Source organism: Bradyrhizobium sp. RDI18 (assembly GCF_043203335.1).
GTDB lineage: Bacteria > Pseudomonadota > Alphaproteobacteria > Rhizobiales > Xanthobacteraceae > Bradyrhizobium > Bradyrhizobium retamae.
Window position 1 is genome coordinate 1,099,891 of sequence record NZ_JBICRN010000008.1, and the last position, 15,133, is coordinate 1,115,023.

General features: G+C 62.6%; 13 protein-coding genes and 4 pseudogenes. 8 read left to right on the top strand and 9 right to left on the bottom strand.

Features of this window, described 5'->3' with window-relative positions; translation table 11 throughout:
* Positions 1-50 precede the first annotated feature (50 nt).
* Positions 51-377, bottom strand: coding sequence for a PRC-barrel domain-containing protein (locus tag ACFXS9_RS14105; RefSeq protein ID WP_392689735.1), 327 nt, complete (start codon positions 375-377; stop codon positions 51-53).
* Positions 378-587: 210 nt separating this feature from the next.
* A pseudogene (locus tag ACFXS9_RS14110) lies at positions 588-1,070 on the bottom strand (AAA family ATPase); the annotation flags it as partial.
* Between the two features lie 151 nt (positions 1,071-1,221).
* Here ACFXS9_RS14110 and ACFXS9_RS14115 point away from each other — a divergent pair.
* Both ACFXS9_RS14115 and ACFXS9_RS14120 read left to right on the top strand, forming a co-directional pair.
* Complete coding sequence (locus ACFXS9_RS14115) at positions 1,222-1,560, top strand: hypothetical protein (RefSeq protein WP_392689737.1); 339 nt, start codon at positions 1,222-1,224, stop codon at positions 1,558-1,560.
* 885 nt (positions 1,561-2,445) lie between these two features.
* Entirely contained in the window at positions 2,446-2,652 is a 207-nt protein-coding gene (locus ACFXS9_RS14120) for an outer membrane protein (protein WP_392699779.1), read from the top strand.
* A 154-nt stretch (positions 2,653-2,806) separates the two neighbouring features.
* Here ACFXS9_RS14120 and ACFXS9_RS14125 read toward each other — a convergent pair.
* The 3 genes and pseudogenes from ACFXS9_RS14125 to ACFXS9_RS14135 all read right to left on the bottom strand — a co-directional run bounded on the left by ACFXS9_RS14125 (position 2,807) and on the right by ACFXS9_RS14135 (position 6,098).
* Positions 2,807-3,663, bottom strand: a pseudogene (locus tag ACFXS9_RS14125) (PCC domain-containing protein).
* 88 nt (positions 3,664-3,751) lie between these two features.
* Positions 3,752-5,352: pseudogene (locus tag ACFXS9_RS14130) on the bottom strand (acyl-CoA synthetase); the annotation flags it as partial.
* 344 nt (positions 5,353-5,696) lie between these two features.
* Entirely contained in the window at positions 5,697-6,098 is a 402-nt protein-coding gene (locus ACFXS9_RS14135) for an SPW repeat protein (RefSeq protein ID WP_028345938.1), read from the bottom strand.
* A gap of 378 nt (positions 6,099-6,476) precedes the next feature.
* Between ACFXS9_RS14135 and ACFXS9_RS14140 the strand changes: the two are divergent.
* A pseudogene (locus ACFXS9_RS14140) lies at positions 6,477-6,748 on the top strand (GNAT family N-acetyltransferase).
* A 63-nt stretch (positions 6,749-6,811) separates the two neighbouring features.
* On the opposite strand, the gene ACFXS9_RS14145 reads toward ACFXS9_RS14140, so the two are convergent.
* Complete coding sequence (locus tag ACFXS9_RS14145) at positions 6,812-7,603, bottom strand: fumarylacetoacetate hydrolase family protein (protein WP_392689740.1); 792 nt, start codon at positions 7,601-7,603, stop codon at positions 6,812-6,814.
* 157 nt (positions 7,604-7,760) lie between these two features.
* Entirely contained in the window at positions 7,761-8,138 is a 378-nt protein-coding gene (locus ACFXS9_RS14150; RefSeq protein ID WP_392689742.1) for a DUF3597 domain-containing protein, read from the bottom strand.
* 295 nt (positions 8,139-8,433) lie between these two features.
* Here ACFXS9_RS14150 and ACFXS9_RS14155 point away from each other — a divergent pair, with 295 nt between their 5' ends.
* The 5 genes from ACFXS9_RS14155 to ACFXS9_RS14175 all read left to right on the top strand — a co-directional run bounded on the left by ACFXS9_RS14155 (position 8,434) and on the right by ACFXS9_RS14175 (position 13,689).
* On the top strand, positions 8,434-9,345 hold the full coding sequence (locus ACFXS9_RS14155; RefSeq protein WP_392689744.1) for a DUF2189 domain-containing protein: 912 nt from the start codon (positions 8,434-8,436) through the stop codon (positions 9,343-9,345).
* Between the two features lie 210 nt (positions 9,346-9,555).
* The gene (locus ACFXS9_RS14160; protein ID WP_392689746.1) at positions 9,556-10,368 is read left to right on the top strand and encodes a lytic transglycosylase domain-containing protein; all 813 of its coding nucleotides are present in this window, start codon (positions 9,556-9,558) and stop codon (positions 10,366-10,368) included.
* Between the two features lie 494 nt (positions 10,369-10,862).
* Positions 10,863-11,015, top strand: a complete 153-nt coding sequence (locus ACFXS9_RS14165) for a DUF1127 domain-containing protein (RefSeq protein WP_074278622.1) — start codon at positions 10,863-10,865, stop codon at positions 11,013-11,015.
* A 132-nt stretch (positions 11,016-11,147) separates the two neighbouring features.
* On the top strand, positions 11,148-12,581 hold the full coding sequence (trmFO, locus tag ACFXS9_RS14170; protein ID WP_392689748.1) for a methylenetetrahydrofolate--tRNA-(uracil(54)-C(5))-methyltransferase (FADH(2)-oxidizing) TrmFO: 1,434 nt from the start codon (positions 11,148-11,150) through the stop codon (positions 12,579-12,581).
* 4 nt (positions 12,582-12,585) lie between these two features.
* The gene (locus ACFXS9_RS14175; RefSeq protein ID WP_392689750.1) at positions 12,586-13,689 is read left to right on the top strand and encodes a serine/threonine protein kinase; all 1,104 of its coding nucleotides are present in this window, start codon (positions 12,586-12,588) and stop codon (positions 13,687-13,689) included.
* A gap of 178 nt (positions 13,690-13,867) precedes the next feature.
* Here ACFXS9_RS14175 and ACFXS9_RS14180 read toward each other — a convergent pair whose 3' ends face one another.
* Together ACFXS9_RS14180 and ACFXS9_RS14185 are read right to left on the bottom strand one after the other, a co-directional pair.
* The gene (locus tag ACFXS9_RS14180; RefSeq protein ID WP_392689752.1) at positions 13,868-14,731 is read right to left on the bottom strand and encodes a phytoene/squalene synthase family protein; all 864 of its coding nucleotides are present in this window, start codon (positions 14,729-14,731) and stop codon (positions 13,868-13,870) included.
* Positions 14,728-15,123 (bottom strand): Mth938-like domain-containing protein, encoded by a 396-nt coding sequence (locus ACFXS9_RS14185; protein ID WP_392689753.1) that lies wholly within the window; start codon positions 15,121-15,123, stop codon positions 14,728-14,730. Before ACFXS9_RS14185 ends, ACFXS9_RS14180 begins: the two co-directional genes overlap by 4 nt.
* Positions 15,124-15,133 lie beyond the last annotated feature (10 nt).

Here is a 15,133-nt window from a genome sequence, read left to right on the forward strand (position 1 = left end):
GTAATCCGCCGTTTCTTCCTCTCCACGAGCAGGTCACGCCGCCGGCGCCGCTACACCGACCAGTAGTGCGGATGCGGCTGTGAGCGGTCGCCCCAGTCGAAGGCGTCGTCATCGAGTTCGGACGGACCCACTCGCAGGTCTTCCATCGTCACGTCGGTCTGGTAGGCCTGACGCGCGGGATCAAATCGGAGTGCGTCCCACCGGATCGGACAATGATGGTGGCTGCCGAGCAGCCCGCCGGTTTTGATCACGGCGTAGGCAACCGTTCCGCTCACCTTGTCGAGCATTAGCCGCTCGATCGAGCCGAGCTTTGTGCCGTCGCGCCCGTACACGCTCACGCGCTCGACGCGATCACTGGGCACCAGGGTATGAGGCATGGCGTCCTCCCTGTTTTCCCTTGTTCGGCCGATATAATAGCACAAACGAGCCCGGCGTAGGTGATCCATCCTGCGACAAAGTCTGCAGTTACCGTACGATGGGTGGAGCGACTTGTCCGCCGTAGCCAACGGGCGAAGGCGGAAGCGATACCTATCAAAGTCGTCGTACGATGCAACATGGTGGTTTCGCTTGCGCTCTACCCACCCTCCTCACTCCTCGATCGCCGCCTGCACGAATCCGTCCGGATCATCGCAAAATTCGCGCAAGACCTTGTAGTGGTCGGTCTCGCGTACGCTCACCGGCTCCAGCCCATATTTCGTCAGCCGCAGCAGCGTCGCGTTCGGATACGCCATCAGGACAGGCGAATGCGTGGCCATGATGATCTGGCAATGGCCGATCTCGTCCATCCGCCGCATCAGTTTCAAAAACTCGATCTGCCGCGATGGCGAGAGCGCGGATTCCGGTTCGTCGAAGATGAAGATGCCCTGCCGCTGGCAGCGCTCTTCGAAGAAGCGCAGAAAGCCTTCACCGTGGGAGTGGGACAGGAAGTCCGGCGGAGGGCCTCCTCCCATTGGATATTTCTGGGCCATCTCGTCTAAGTATCGGGCAACCGAGAAAAAGCTTTCGGCGCGGAAAAACCAGCCATTGGTGATTTTGGGTAGCCAGCTCGCCCGCAACGCGTTGGACAATTGCGGTTGGCGATGCGCGACGGTTCGAGCCAGATGCGCTTGAGGTACGGCGCCGGCAGGTTGATCGGGCGGTTGCGGCTGTGAGCCATGCTCGGGGTCCCGGGGAAACAAAGTCGATTGTTAGAGTTATACAGCGAATGCCGTACAATCCTAGATGGCACTCCGCCCAATGCAAAGCGCCACCTACACCCTCTTCCGCAACGCCATCCTCCGCGAGCAACAGGTCGTTTGCCGTTATGATGGGCGCCTGCGCGAACTCTGCCCGCATATCATCGGCGCCAACAAAAGTGGCGAAGAGGTCGTGCTGGCCTGGCAGTTCGCCGGCGAAAGCTCGGGCCCGCTGCCGCAATGGCGCTGCCTGAAGCTGGCGAATGTCAGCAATGCCCATATGCGCAAGGGTCGCTGGCACGAGGGCCGCTCGCATCGCACGACGCAGACCTGCGTTAACGAGATCGATCTCGACATCAACGTTCACGTTCGAAAGCGGCGCTGACGCGAGGCCTGCCTGCCCGTATTCACGCTCCAAACCGTGTACCGCCATTGATGGGTATCGCTTCCGCTTATGCTCGTTGAGCTTCGGCGGACCAGTCGCTCCACCTATCTTACGAGGCGCGCGACTCTCTCTCTCGCAGATCGCGAACGCGTTTTACGCCACACGTCGCCGCACTGCTGTCGAAATAGCAACCTGTCCGCGCCAATGAGCGAACGCGCTTCGGTCCAATTTTTGCCGGCATACATGACGTATGGTTAACCTGCGAACGACGTTCTCACATCCGCGCGAACGTCGCTTGCAGACGGCTCTCTGGGGGCGCGTTCGCGCCCGCTTTCCGAAAACGATACGTCACCATGCCGGTGCAATCGGTCCGCTATGGGGCCTGCAGGGGGTTATACGAGTGTTCAACTTCAGGGGACAAAATATGAAACGACTACTTCTAGCTGGTGTGGCTCTTTCGGTCGCGACCGCGGCCTCGGCCGCCGACCTGCGGGCGCGGCCCTACGCCAAGGCGGCTCCCCCGGCGGCGGTGGTTGCGGCGTATAACTGGTCCGGCTTCTATATCGGTGCGATGGGCGGCTATGGCTGGGAGAGCGAGGGCGATGGCGGCGGCGGCTTCGGCGGCGGCACGATCGGCTACAACTGGCAGCTTCCCGGTAGCCAGTTCGTATTCGGTGTCGAAGTCGACGCCGCTGGTGCCAGCATCAAGGACAGCCTCACCGCAGACATCGGCGGGGGTGTCCTGGCCACGGAGGAACTCAAGATCAACTCGTTCGGCAGCGTGACCGGCCGCGCGGGCTTCGCATTGGATGCGGCCCTCATCTACGCCAAGGGCGGTTTTGCGTGGGCCAACAGAAAGGACTCCTTTCCATTCCAGCGCTCGGCGTGTCGCTTTCGGATAGCCAGTCTCACACCGGATACACCATCGGCGGCGGCCTCGAATATTTGTTCACGCCGAACTGGTCGGCCAAGGCCGAATACATGTTCACCAGCCTCGGCAGCGAGACCTACAATCTGGGCGGCGACGTGTTTGACTCCGGTACGGTCGATTTTCACACCATCAAAGTCGGCGTGAACTACCACTTCAGGTGAGCCGAGAACTGCAACTAATACGAACCGTCGTCACCCGCGAAGGCGGGTGACCAAGTCTTCCAGAGGCAGCGGTGTTTGGCCGATAGGCCGCGGCGTACTGGATACCCCGCATTCGCGGGGTATGACACCGCGTTTGTAACGAACAACGGACCGCTCACACCACCTCCAGCACCAACTCCATCGTCATCAGCACCGGATTGTCGCCGCGCATCAGCCGTCCCTCGGCAATGCCGCCGAGATAATCGACAAGCGCGACATCGACCTCCGCATGCGACGTGCCGTCAGCGCCGGGCGCGATCAGGCCGTCCCTGATCGCAAGCTCGGTTGCAAACGGCACCACGGTTCGGCCATCGGTGAAATGCGCGCCGATGGTGGAGCCGACGCCGCCGTGAATCCGCGCGCGCAGGATTCCGTGCTGCCGGCAGAAAGTCTCCAGCGCCGCAGCAAAATCCTGGTTCGGCCGCAGCCGCAGCGCAAAGGCGCGGCTCGTGGTCTCGGCGTCCGTGCTCGCGCACGCCACCGGCCCGAACAATTTGAAATTGGTCTCGGGATCGGGCTCGGCCACAAACATCGCGCCGTCGATGCCGAATGCTTCCACCGCGAACGATTCGGCGACGACGCTTTCCTCGGGAAGAATGTGGCCGCCGTGCAGTTGTCCGTCCGTCTCGGTCCACAGCCCGTGGCAATGGAAGAACGGCGCGCCGTCGCGCTCGCCGAGCGTCATCGCGCCGAGCTTCAGCGGCGTGATGCCGGCGGGCCGAAACGTATCGCTGTAGAACGCGGCATTCGCGCCGGTCTTCGACAGCGCTGGCATTACATAGGCAAACGGCCCGAGTGCCCCTCCCCGCATGCTCAACACGCCGCCGGAAAATCCGGCTTCGGCAAAGCCGCCGCGCGCGGCCTCGAGCAGCGGCAGGCCGGCTCGCAGCGTCAACGAAAACGCCCGTCCCCGCGCCTCCACCCATTGGATGCGCTCGGGCGCGGGCGGCCGGGCTGCGCGATGCTGCGCATCGGCTCAACTGCGTGTTTTCGAGACGCTGTCATTGGACGCGTTTTCCTCCCGCGAACCGGACGCCACTTCGCTCGAAAACGCTTTGGTCTCAAGCAGTCCCCTCGCCTCCAGCTCATCGCGAACCAGCCGCTTCGGAATCTTGCCGTAACCGGATTTCGGCAGCGCCTCCCAGAAGAAGAAGCGCTTCGGCATTTTGTAGCGCGGCACCTTGGGCGCCAGGAATGCGGCAAGCTCCGCTTCGCTCACGGCGCCAGCGCCCTCGCGCGCGACGCAGACGGCGACCCCTACCTCGCCCCAGAACGGGTCGGGCACGCCGAGCACGGCAACCTCGCCGATCGCGGGATGGGTGAGAATCTTCTCCTCGACTTCGCGCGGATAGATGTTGGAGCCACCGGAGATGTACATGTCCGAGGCGCGGCCGGTGATGTAGACGAATCCCCTCCTCGTCCATGTGGCCGAGATCGCCGGTACGAAACCAGCCGTCGCGAAACGCCTTCGCGTTGGCCTCGGGGTTGTCATAATAGCCGGCGAACACGGCGGGGCCGATCACGCAGATCTCGCCGGTCTCAAACGGCTTGAGCTCGCGCCCGTCGTCGCCCTGGATCGACACCTGCATGCCGGTGCGCTCGAAGCCGCAGGTACCGATGCGGGCCTGCGGGCCGTCCTCCGTGTCGTGCAGACTGGCCGGCATCACCGTGATGTTGCCAGTGACCTCGCCGAGGCCGAAATACTGCACGAGCACCTTGCCGAGCTTGTTCAGCGCGGCCTTCTGGTCCTCGCGATACATCGGCGCGCCGGCATAGATCACGAAGCGCAGCGAGGAATGATCATATTTGTCGACTGCCGGATGCTCGACCATCATCTTCAAAATCGTCGGCACGGTAAAGATGTTGCTGACGCGATGAGCCTCAATCAACCGGAACGCTTCGGCGATGTCGAACTTTTCCGACGGCAGCAGGATGGTCGGTACGCCGCGCGCCGCCTGCACGAGCTGGTGCACGCCGGCACCGTGCGACAGCGGCGCGACCACCAGCGAGGCATCCGTCTCCGTCGTGCCCGGCATCAAATCGGCGAGATGATTTGTCACCACAAAGGCCATTTGCCCATGGGTAAGAACCGCGGCCTTGGAGCGCCCGGTCGTGCCGGAGGTGAAGAAGAACCAGCAGGGATCGTCGTAGTCGACCGCTGCATTCTCGACCTTCGCGCCAGCATGCTCGCCGATCACGTCACTGACCGTCTTCTCGCCGAGGGCGCCCTCGCCGATCCTCCAGATGAATTCGAGCGCGGGATTGGCTGCCGCTGTGGCGTGGTCCGGGAAATCGCCATGGCACAAAAGCCTTCGCACCGGAGGCGCTGGCGAGATAGGCGACCTCGTCCGGCATCAGGCGGAAATTGGTCGGCACCCAGACTGCGCCGAGCCGAAAGGCCGCGAACATCGACCAGAACATCTCGTCGCAATTTTTGGAATGGACGAGGATGCGGTCGCCCTTGGCGATACCGCGCGCCGCGAGGCCTGCGGCCAGAGCCGACACGGCACCATCGATCTCGCGCCAGGTCCAGGATTTGTCGCCCCAAATGAAGCCAATGCGGTCGCCATGGCGGCGGGCATTCTGGGTCAGCATATGCGCCAGATTCATCACCCGGCGCGACATCCGCGCGAGACCGCCGCGCGGGGTAGGAATCGTCATCGTTTCAGTCACAGGGAATCAACCATCACGCTTCGGACAACAGACATAGAACATCTCATGACAACGATAGCAGAAAGGCCGGCGTCAGCTCAAATCCGCCGCCGCGGCTTACCGGCCGTGATAGTCCCCGCCAGCGGGGCCGACGCCACCATGATCCAGCCATGCGCTCGCGTCCATAAGCCCGCGCAAATGATTTTCGTCGGCTAATGGAAGATCGAGGACATCAAGGGTGCCGTCGACGGCAGCCCGTGGTCGGTCTGCACCCCGCTTATCGTCTCATTCAAGTATTAGAATTGAATCGAAAGCCCGTCAGCCATGTGTTGAGCCGACGGGCTCTCCAGAATTTACTGCGGATGATTGGCCAGTTCCTGATCGCTCAAGCGCCAGTCCTGCCAGAGCTGAAGTGCGCCCAGCAGGACGACGATTCCACCGAGGGCGACGTGCCAGGCCCGAAGCATGTCGTCACCGGCATAGCCGAATATGAAGGGCGAGGCGGCCAGCCAGAGGCCGAGCGCGATCTCCCCCACCTCTTCCCAGCGCTGCAGTGCGACATATTCGAGTTGGGCCAGACCGAAGACCAGCATGCCGATCACGAACGTATTGAGGATCATCGTGCTGCGTTCGGCGTCCATCACGTCGTGGCTGGAGAACGGAAACCACGGCGATACCACGATCAGCACGCCAAGCAGCATGCCTAACCAATCTTCCCACGTGCGATGCTTGCTGATGAAACCAAAGCCCGACATTGTAGACCTCCCCTTGAAAGAGGCATACGTCGGCGGCCGCGATCACAGCATTTCCGATATCGAACCCAGACCCGGCCGCATCAGCGGCGTATGTCATTCTAAAGACGTAGGAACCTCACCCCCGGTTGCAAGGCCTCGCCCGCAAAGTTCCTGTGCGATTGCGTCCTTATTGCACTGCACCGAGCCGCTACGCGCTCTGGCGCTGGCGCCAGCCGGCTCGTTGAGGTGGTCGGTTGCGACGATATCACCGCGGTGCCCAGCAATGCAGGGGTAAGGCTCAAGACAGCATATCAGCGAGGCAGTTGTCCGTTCGTCGCCGGTTTGCGCCGGCGGGTTCATGTCTCTAAATCAAGCAGTGAATCATCCGGGAATCGCTGCATGGCCGCCGTCCGCGACAACAAGGCTCAAAACCGCTTCGAACTCGATATCGATGGCGCCGTGGCATTTGCGAACTATCGCATCACGCCCGCGGCGGTCATCATCACCCATACAGAAACGCCGCGCGCCCTGCGCGGCCGCGGCATCGCTTCTGAGCTGGTCAGGGGCGCCCTCGAACTGATCCGCGCCGACGGACGCAAGGTCATCGCCGGCTGCGGCTTTGTCGTGGATTATCTGCGCAGAATCCGGAATTTGCCGATCTGACGGGGTGACGTGGCACACCAAACCACCGTCGTCCCTGCGAAACGCAGGGGCGACGGCGATAGGTGGCACTCTCACGTAATCCGGATCGACATATCCGGCAGGCCTTCGAGCTTGCACAGGATAACGTCGCCCTTCACGACGGGACCGACATTTTCCGGCGCGCCCGAATAGATGATGTCACCCGCTTTGAGCTCGAAAGCTTCCGAAAGCTTGGCGATTTGCTCCGCCACGTTCCAGATCATATTCCGCAGATCGGAGTTTTGCTTGACGGCGCCATTCACCGCCAGCGAGATCGCGCCCTTGGTAAAATGGCCGGTCTTCGCGGCTGGATGAATCGGCCCGAGCACCGCGGAGCGATCAAAGCTCTTGCCGATTTCCCATGGCTTCTTCTCGTCGCCCATCGCCCGCTGCAGATCGCGCCGCGTCATGTCGAGGCCTAACGCATAGCCGTAGACATGATCGAGCGCTTGCTCCATGGGGATTTTGGTGCCGCCCGATTTCAGCGCCGCCACCAACTCAACCTCGTAGTGATAGTTCTTGGTGAGCGACGGATACGGATGATCGCCAACCGTTCCGATGGCGACATTCTGGATCGCGTCGGTCGGCTTTTGAAAGAAGAACGGCGGCTCGCGATTGGGATCGGAGCCCATTTCGCGGGCATGCGCGGCATAGTTGCGCCCGATGCAATAGATCCGCCGCACCGGAAAAACATCGGTCTCGCCGACGATGGGTATGGTCGTCGTGCCAACCGGAAAAATCGATTTCGGGCCGGCCTGCGCTGCGGCCTTGCCCCCTTGTGCCGCTGTACCCGCCAGCGCCAGCGCGCCCGTGGCCAGAATGGTCCTGCGATCAACGTAGCTCAATGGCATCCTCCTTGTTTTACGAGTCTTCTTGTCCGCCTGCATCTACAGCGTTTTCTCCACGAAGTAGATACCGTTTCGCGTTTGCAGCGTTGCAATCGCACCAAAAAAGAAGGCCCGCGACGCCGCGGACCTTCGCATGTCAGGATCAAGCGAAGCGTCAGTGCTTGATATCAGGCGGCAGCTTGCCACCATTGGCGGCCAGCTTGGCCATGACCTGCTTGTGTAGCCAGATGTTCATGCTGGCGGAATCGTTGCTGTCTCCGGTGTAGCCGAGTTCTTTCGCAAGATCCTTGCGCGCGGCGAAGCTGGAATCGATGTCGAGCGCCTTCATCAGATCGACGATCGAGGTGCGCCACTCCAGCTTCTCGCCCTTGGCCTTCACTGCCTGGTCGAGGATCGGCGCGACGTCGACAGTCGCCGCAGGTGCAGCGGCCGCACCGGACGATCCGCCTTCCGCAGCCGCACCGCCGCCAGCCGGCGCGGCGTCTGCCTTGGTGCCGAATATCGCGCTCATGATTTTTCCGAAAATGCTCATCGTTCGCTCCCAATGAGTTGAGGATGGGGTGAGTCTTTGGAGGCACTGTTTTGACCGGCAGCACCACGCCGGGATCGCCTGCAAGTCTAACCACCCAGGCGGAGCTTGCCAACGAAACATTCACCTAAGCGTGAGTGCGTTTGTTGTTGGTTGAGAGTACCCTATCTCGACAGTTCGCGACACGGCCAGTTCCACCCTCTGTCTTCGCGTCTGGCCTGATCGTGATCGTTTTATGAAACGGCGCGTGTGCGTCTTTCGATTGGCGCGCAATGCGACCGCGAGGGAGACAGCGACCATGGCCACTTATCACGGCAATGTCACATCGATGGCGCAGCGCGCACCGGATGCCGCTGCCGCACCAGTCATCCGAACCATCAGTTTCGCCGAACTGGGCCGCGCGTTGCGGCGCGGCTGGGAAGATTTCAAGGCGGTGCCGAGCCACGCCATCCTCCTGTGTGTGATCTATCCCGTTCTCGGACTGGTGCTGGCACGCGTCGCTCTCGGCTATTCTGTCATACCGCTGTTGTTTCCGCTGGCCGCAGGCTTCGCCCTGATCGGCCCATTCGCGGCGCTTGGCCTCTACGAGATGAGCCGCCGTCGCGAACGCGGCGAACCGGCAACTGCCTGGGATGCGCTCGAGGTGCTGCGTTCGCCGTCGTTCGGCGCGATGCTCGGGTTCGGCGTGCTGCTGCTGGCACTTTTTGTGACCTGGGTGGCGACCGCGCAGGCGATCTACATCGCTGCGTTCGGCTATGCGGGAGTGACCGGCTTTTCCGATTTCGCGACGCGTGTGCTGACGACGCCACAAGGCTGGTGGCTAATCGTGGTTGGCTGCGGCGTCGGCTTCCTGTTTGCCCTCGTCGCGCTCTGCATCAGCGTGGTCTCGTTCCCGCTGATGCTGGACCGTCATGCCGGCGCTGGCGATGCGATGGTGACCTCGCTGCGCGCGGTCGCACACAACCCGGTGCCGATGGCTGCCTGGGGCTTGATCGTGGCGGTGCTGCTGGTCGCGGGAACGTTGCCGTTCTTCCTCGGCCTTGCCGTCGTCATCCCGCTGCTCGGGCACGCTACCTGGCATCTCTATCGGGAGACGATCGAGCCGGAACTCAACCCGCAGCCGCTTCCGCCCCGCCCGCACCGCGAACGCAAGCCTGCTGCCGATTTCCCGGCCAATCTGTTCCCCTGGCGGCGCAGGGATGACGATTAGGCCTGCACGGAACCTGATCGATCAAACCGCCGGTCGAATCCGACCCGGCGGTTTGATTGTTCACCTCTCGCTAACGATGAATTGAGCACGTTCAACGGAATAGCATTGCGCGCACCTACATAAGCCTTGTTTTGGCCGACCTTGCTTCGAACATTCGGCGTGGCTTCGACACAACGCCGAAGACGCATCGATCGTGGAGCGAACGGCACGATGATCTCTCGCCTTTCCCTGCGCGCCCTGACCTTGGGCGCGCTCCTACTAACCTCTACGGCCGCGCTCGCGGCGCCCTGCGGCACGGGCCCGTTCGAAACATGGCTGGAGGACTTCAAGAAGGAAGCGGCCTCCAAGGGAATATCGGCGTCCGCCATCCAGGCCGGCCTGACCGGCGTCACGTTCGATAAGAGTGTGCTGGCCCGCGACCAATCGCAAAAGGTCTTCAGCCAGAGTTTTGAGGAATTCTCCGGCCGCATGGTCCCGCCCCGGCTGACGCGTGGGTCCAACATGCTCAAGCAATACGGCTCGGTGCTCGGACGCATCGAACAGGCGTACGGCGTGCCCGGAGAAATATTGGTGGCGATCTGGGGCCTGGAAACCGATTTCGGCGTCAACATCGGAAAATACCCGACGCTGCGCGCGCTGGCGACGCTGGCTTATGATTGCCGCCGCGCTGACATGTTCAAGGCCGAGTTGATGGACGCACTACGCATCGTCGAGCGCGGTGATATCGCGCCGCAGGAAATGCGCGGCGCCTGGGCCGGCGAAATCGGCCAGACCCAGTTCATGCCGTCGTCCTACATCAAGTTCGCGGTCGACTTCGACGGCAACGGCCGCCGTGACCTCCTGCGCAGCCCGCCCGACGTGCTGGCCTCAACCGCCAACTTCCTCGCCAACCACGGTTGGCAGCGCGGCAAGGACTGGGAGCCCGGCGGCGCCAATTTCGCTGCGATCAAGGAGTGGAACAAGAGCGAGGTCTATGCAAAGACCATCGGCTATTTCGCGACACAGCTTTCGCGGGCGCCTTAACACGAACTCAGAGGGCTGGCCGTAGTGACCAGGCCTTGCAGGCCGGCCCATTCACCAAGGCTGCCACTGCGGCAGCCGCGTTGCGACTGCCCACCGTAATAATGAATTAATATTCAATTCATCAAGTAAACGGCATGCGATTCGCGCATAAGAAGATTCCAAAAGCGTCGGCATTTGCGGCACGTTTTGTCGCCCCTTGATAGCCTTCGAGCTGGTTCCGGCCTCCTTGGTCGCCAATTAAGGGTTACCTGACGATTACGAGAAACCCGCAAATCTACGGCATTACTTTACATGTTTGGCGCACGCCATCACGTGCTTCCGCCGGCCAATCCGCCACTATGTCGACTCGTTAAGCGGCCGTTACCGTCGTTATGCATTCCAGGATTAGCTGCATCGCAACATAAGAAGTTCTGCACTGCAAAAAACCGAGCTATATTCATTTCAACGATGAAGCCGTCCTCCAAAGGCTGAATCGTAACTGCAAGGAGACTACCATGTTGCTCTCGCTCATCCGCATGATCCAGGCGTTTCGGGATTATCAGCGCAATGTCAGCGAACTGTCCCAGCTTAGCGATCGGGAACTGGCCGATATCGGCCTTGATCGTTCGGACATTCCGCGCGTTGCCGCCGGAAACTACAACGGCTGATCATTGCTCAGCCGCCTGGATGAACGGATAACGCCCGCCCCGCTGCGGGCGTTGTCGTTTGCACGGGCCAGGCTTCGCTTGAAGCGCGCTTCGTAGGTGCGCCAGGCGCGAAAACGCGCTAACCCTGCGCGCATGATTTCCAACACTCTCAAAACCGACACCGTCCATGTGATCGGCGGCGGCCTTGCCGGCTCGGAAGCGGCCTGGCAGATCGCCAATGCAGGCGTTCGCGTCGTCCTGCACGAGATGCGCCCCTTGCGGATGACCGAGGCCCATCGCACCGAGGGCCTGGCCGAACTCGTCTGCTCCAACTCGTTCCGCTCGGACGACGCCGCCAACAACGCCGTCGGCCTGCTGCACGCCGAAATGCGCCGGCTGGGCTCGCTGATCATGCGCTCCGCCGACGCCAATCAGGTGCCGGCGGGCGGGGCGTTGGCGGTCGACCGCGACGGGTTTTCCGCCGCCGTCACCCGGGCCTTGCACGACCATCCCCTGATCGAGATCGACCGCTCGGAAATCGCCGGCCTGCCACCGGCCGAATGGGGCAACGTGATCGTCGCGACCGGCCCCCTCACCTCGGCGCCGCTGGCGGACGCCATTCGCGAACTGACCGATGAGAACGCGCTGGCGTTCTTCGATGCGATCGCGCCGATCGTGCACAAGGATTCCATCGATATGTCGGTGGCGTGGTTTCAGTCGCGCTACGACAAGGTCGGGCCCGGCGGCACCGGCGCCGATTACATCAACTGCCCGATGACAAAGGAGCAGTATGACGCCTTCGTCGCGGCGCTGCTGGCCGGCGACAAGGTGGATTTCAAGGACTGGGAAACTAACACGCCCTATTTCGATGGCTGCCTGCCGGTCGAGGTGATGGCCGAGCGCGGCCACGAGACGCTGCGGCACGGACCGATGAAGCCCGTCGGGCTGACCAATCCGCACAACCCCATGGTCAAGCCTTACGCCATCGTGCAACTGCGGCAGGACAACAAGCTCGGCACGCTCTACAACATCGTCGGCTTCCAGACCAAGCTTAACTACGGCGCGCAGCAGCGCGTGTTCCGTACCATTCCAGGGCTCGAGAACGCCGAATTCGCCCGGCTCGGCGGCCTGCACCGCAACACCTTCCTGAACTCGCCAAAGCTGCTGGATGGACAATTGCGGCTGCGCGCGCAGCCACGGCTGCGCTTTGCCGGCCAGATGACCGGCTGCGAGGGCTATGTGGAATCCGCGAGCATCGGCCTGATCGCAGGCCTCTATGCCGCGGCAAATGCGCGAGGACAGTCGCTCGAACCGCCGCCTGCGACGACGGCGCTGGGCTCGCTGCTCGGCCATATCACCGGCGGCCACATCGAAACGATCGAGGCCGGAACGCGCTCATTCCAGCCGATGAACATCAATTTCGGCCTGTTTCCGCCGCTTGCCAGCGTGCCGACCAAGAAGGCCGATGGCAGCAGGCTCCGCGGCAATGAGAAGACGGTCGCCAAGAAGCAGGCGCTCAGCGCACGCGCCTTGTCCGATCTCGATCGCTGGATCGCCGATCGTCTGCGCGTAGCGGCGGCGGCGTAATCCCATGGGCTTGCCGAAAGACGACGCCGCCACCCTGTCGGCGCGATGGATCGAAGGCGTGCTACTCAAGCGTGACGTGTTCTCGACCGTCGAACGCGGCCGGTTTCGCGAGGATAGCGGCGAGGTCGATGCCGTGCTGCGCCGGCTCGATCAGGTGCCGCTGTGGTCCTATCCGCTCGCCCAACGTCTGTTCGTACGCGAGCGCCGCGCCCTGGCGCTGGCGCGCGATCTCGACGTCGGCCCGAGACTGCTATGGGCCGGTCGGCAGGCACTGGTGCGCGGCTTCATCGACGGCGTTGCGCTACATCTGGCAAAGCCCCATGACGACATCGCCTATTTCCGTTCCGCCAAATCAGCTCTTCGCAAGCTGCACCGCGCCGGCATCTGCCATAACGATCTCGCCAAGGAGCAGAATTGGCTGGTGGGCCGCGACGGCCGCGCCTATGTGACCGATTTTCAACTGGCGGCCTGCTTCAAGACAAGAAGCCGCCTGTTCCGGATCGCGGCTTACGAAGATCTGCGGCATATGCTGAAGCACAAGCGCAGCTACGCGCCGGCGGCGCTGACGCCGATGGAGCGCAAGATTTTAGCGCGCAAATCCCTTGTCGCCAGTATCTGGCTCAAGACCGGCAAGAAGGTCTATCAGGCCATCACCCGCGGCCTGTTCAACTTCACCGATCGCGAAGGCGGCGGCCGCCGGCTGGTCAACGACGCGCCGGTGCTGAGCGCCCTGATCAGGAAAAATCCCGAGGTGCGCGATACCGCCATTGTCGCGTTCGCCGACCGCCGGACCGGCGTCGGCCTGTATGCCTTCGTCGAGGCTGACAAGGTCGCGCTGGAAAAGCAGTTGCGCAGCGAGCTTTCGTCGGCCAAAGGCGTCAAACCGCCGGAGCATATCCAGGTGGTACATGCCCTGCCCCGCGATGCCGCCGGCAAGCCGCGCACGGAGATCTTGCAGCTTGTGGCGATGAACCAGCTCGACCTGATCGAGCCGCTGATCACGAGCGATATCGACCGCGCGTTCCTGAAGGACATTCTGGAGAGCCGCAAGAATCTGCGCGACCGGTTCAATTTTGAGAGTAGCGAGTTGAATTCGCGGCCGAATTGATTCCCGCGTGTCCCGGGCGCGATGCAGCGCGCTTCGCGCTGCTTCGCAGAACCGGGACCCACCTGGCGGTGACGGATAGACCCCGGATCAGCAGCGCACCACGTCGCAAGCATAGCGCGTCGAAGACGCGCGTGAACGCGCTGTTGGCGCTGCGCAGCATCCGGGGAACGCCGGAAACCTACCCACCAAACTCCCGCGAGCGCGAGGCGCGCCAGAGCGTCCACAGCGTCCGGAGTCGTGACGTTGGATGCGGCACGAACGGATCGACGTCAGCCCGTGACATCCGCTCCAGATCGCGGCGAACCATCGCCAGCGGCAGGAATACCGGCCGCACTTGCGGCGGCACATGCGTCAGCAACTCGAAGGCCGTACGGAGATGTTTTTGCCCCTCTCCGATCAACTGATCGATCGCGGCACGCGCCTGCGGCGTCTGCTTGCCCGAAAAGACCTGCTCCATCCCGCTGCCATGTTGCTGCAGCAGTTGCAGCGGCACGAACAATTGCCGCCGCGCAGCATCGAGCGGCAGCGCTGCGATCACCTGCGCCATGCCCTGGGCGATACCCGCATGGCGGGAGAGATGGTCGATCGCCACCGACGGCTGTGCCGCAGTCCGCGCAGCCAACGAGAACAGCGCCGACGAGGTGTCGGTGACATAGCCTTCCAGCGCCGCCATCGACGGCATTGGATCATTGTAGAGATCGAATTGGTGCTCCTCGATCAGCCGCGACAGCGGCTCGATCGGCAGGCGGAATTCGCCGATGGTCTGCAGGAGTTCGGCTGCGACCGGGTTGCCTTCGACGCCGCCATGGCCGGCGCCTCCCAGCATGTCGGTCCACCATTGCAGCCGGATTTCGCCCGGCAACGGCTGACTGACCTGCTCGCGCACGCGCAAAATCTCGACGTTGAAGGCATAGATCGACAGCAGCGCGCGGCGCTGGACCTGAGGCAGGAACAGTGTCGAGGCATAGCGGACAAAGTCGTGCGTGCGCACCAGATCGGCGCAGAACGCAGCGGATTCTTTCGACGTTGCCGTGGCGCTCATGGCACCGCGATCAATGCCGCCGCGACACGCCGCCGCTCGCCCAGCATGATGTTGTAGGTGCGAATCGCCGGACCCGTCTGCATCGGGTCCAGCACCACCCTGACCGTCCGCAGCGCCTCGCGAAGGCCGCGCGGGGGCAGCCAGACTTCGGTGCCGGTGCCGACAATCAGCGTATCGATGGAATTGGCCACCTTGAACACGCGGTCCAGCGAATATTGATCGATCTCGGCGGGCTTTGTCACCGGCCAGGCCCAGATGCCGTCCGGCAGGCACAGCAGCGAGCCGCGATGCGACATGTCGGCGAAAGCGAAGCCGCCCTTGCCGTAGGCTTCGATCGGTGCCGGCCTCGGAAGATGCGGAGCGTCCGAGGAAGAGCTTGTTTGACTGGGCATGACCTTTTCC